This window comes from Bradyrhizobium sp. SUTN9-2 (assembly GCF_003122645.1).
GTDB classification, from domain to species: domain Bacteria; phylum Pseudomonadota; class Alphaproteobacteria; order Rhizobiales; family Xanthobacteraceae; genus Bradyrhizobium; species Bradyrhizobium yuanmingense.
Genome location: NZ_LAXE01000001.1, coordinates 4,776,318 through 4,778,685 on the forward strand (window position 1 = coordinate 4,776,318; position 2,368 = coordinate 4,778,685).

The following is a 2,368-nucleotide window of genomic DNA, read 5'->3' on the forward strand; positions in this document are numbered from 1 at the left end:
CTCACATTAGTGCAGGACTATATGCAGCGGCTTGATTCAGATCCCTCGATGAGGTTAGCTTTATGGCCCCTTGTGGCCGCCCTCAAATAGGCCGGCACATTTTTGATACAATATCAACCCCAATCGAATGCGCGGGAGTTGAACGCTAGAATCAGATCACGCGCTGTGCAGTCGATTGGACCCGCACCTGCCCAGAGGCTTAGGAACCGGCGCATTCTTGACAGCCGATGAATCATGAGGATGACGCAGCGGTGCGGCTCGTTCGATGGGCGCTCCTCGCGAATACAGCAATCGTTGCAGCGAATGCAGCCTGCGAACTCACGCCGAACACCCTATGCAATGCGCGTTTGGACTGAGCCACCAGGGAAAAGCGCTGTACGGCGTGAATTAGGCCATGTGGCTAAAGTGTATGAAAGAATTGCAAAGCGTCCGGGGTACCGAAGGGAGCGGAATGAAGTTTAGGCTCATTTATGAGGGCGCAATCCCCCCGCGCCCACGCGCAACGCTTTCGCAGCTGCATGACATCAGGCTGAAGCTCGCGCCGCAGTTGGAAGCCCTCTGGAGCTTCGAGCCACTTGCTCGTGAGAAGAACGATTGGCTTCAACATCCCGGGCCAGAACCGCGCGACTATGCAATATTAGAACAGCGCGGAACCTCGCTATTCGCCCCACTAATTTCCAAACGAAACGACTTACAGTGCGAACTGGATGTAACGTTCTTGCGGCAGCAATCGCCTGGACAACTCATCGGGGATGGAGGAGATATCGACAATCGCGTGAAGACTCTTCTCGACGCGTTGTCTGTCCCGCCGCCTGCCCAAGCCGAGTTCTTTTCCAGGATTGGGCCAAATCGTCCTGTGTACTGTCTTCTCCAGGATGACGGTTTGGTAATCAAATTAAGCGTCGAGACTGATAGACTTCTGCGCCCATCAGTCGACAAATACGAGCTTTTCGCGATCCTCCACGTCACACTCAGGGCAACCAGAGTGACCTTCGGCACACTGGCTTTGCTGGGATGAACACGCGGCATTTCGCTCGTAAGGTATAATCGTGACTTGGAACAAAGCCCCGCCGCCATGATTGCCGCACCATGAAGTGGCTGGCCAGCATCAGTGCAGTTCTGGTGATCTGCCTCGTCGTCTATGCGGGGTCCGCCTTTGTTTCTGCCTTGGGCCTCGTTTCGGCGGACCAGCCGCTGGGCGGGTTGGTTCAACTCTGGCTCGGCGACGTGCGGCGCCTTCAGCTTCTCGGCCATGTCGGTCGGAACGCCGGCCCACTGCCCGCTGTCAATCTCGGCCTTCTTGACCCAGTCATGCAGTGTCTGCGGCGTGCAGCCGATCTTAGCCGCAATCGACGTCACCGCCGCCCAGCGCCAGGGATGCTCGCTGGCGTGATCCAGAACCATCCGAACCGCACGGGCTCGGACTTCGGGTGAAAACCTGTTCGTCGTCTTGCTCATAAGGGCTCCACCTTCTCAAGAGTTGGAGCCTTCGGCAATCCCGGAGCGGTTCAGGCTATGTATTTAGAGCGGGCGGCCAAACCGCCATTTCAAAGGATCCTACAGGCAGCAATTTGCCGCCGCCCAACGTCGGGACCTGGGAGCTGATTAAGACGGTGCAAGACGTCAGCGTGCCCGGCTTGATCGGTTTCGATTCCGAGACCTTCAACAATCTGGGGTATCAAATCTGGCCTGCCTAAGCGTCGACCGTAAATTTCCCAAGTTCAAAGAAAAACCCGCCGACCTTGCGAGCCGGCGGGTCAGTTTGTTGGACTGCAGATTGCGGCCCGCGAAACCGGCCGCAACCCAAAGCCTAGGTGAGGCTGGACGACTTGGCGAGCCAATCTAAGCGGCACTTTCGCCTCAGCCGTCGGCGGTGCGTCATTGGCCGCTGCCGGTAGCGTGCGGTTTGCGGCGGCGCTTCACTGGTCCTACCCGCCATCAAGGCAAGACAGATCCGCGCTGCTCAGGCGGAAGATGAGCGTATCTCGCTGGCAAGCTGGCGATCCCCGTGGGGCCGGCAGTAACTGGACAGCGCATCCGACACCGTCTGCCCTACTGTCAGCAGGGCCCAGTCCCAGTCTTATACGGGCCGTGCAGGCGCCTTCCGAGATCAATCAGCCAAGGCGCTGTCCGGTCTGTCTTGAGCTGCTGGGCGGGCGTTGCGACGACGGTTGATCGCCGCCGACCGGGCTTGCCGTGCTTTGCCTTTGTCATGACTAGCCCTGCGTCTGCTCACCGGTGCCCGAGACATTTTGATGCTCTAGGGTTTGGATTTCTACAGCCGCGCCAACGCGCTCATCCGCTCAACCGCGCACCTCCCGACGCCAGTCGGGAACAGCATACCGATCGGGGGTGATGCGGCTATAGT

Annotated in this window: 1 protein-coding gene and 1 pseudogene; one reads left to right on the top strand and one right to left on the bottom strand. The window is 58.6% G+C overall.

What is annotated here, in order from left to right; genetic code table 11:
- The first annotated feature begins 451 nt into the window (after positions 1–451).
- Complete coding sequence (locus XF30_RS38600) at positions 452–1,018, top strand: hypothetical protein (protein WP_192893485.1); 567 nt, start codon at positions 452–454, stop codon at positions 1,016–1,018.
- Between the two features lie 152 nt (positions 1,019–1,170).
- On the opposite strand, the pseudogene XF30_RS22090 reads toward XF30_RS38600, so the two are convergent.
- Positions 1,171–1,458: pseudogene (locus XF30_RS22090) on the bottom strand (transposase); the annotation flags it as partial.
- Positions 1,459–2,368 lie beyond the last annotated feature (910 nt).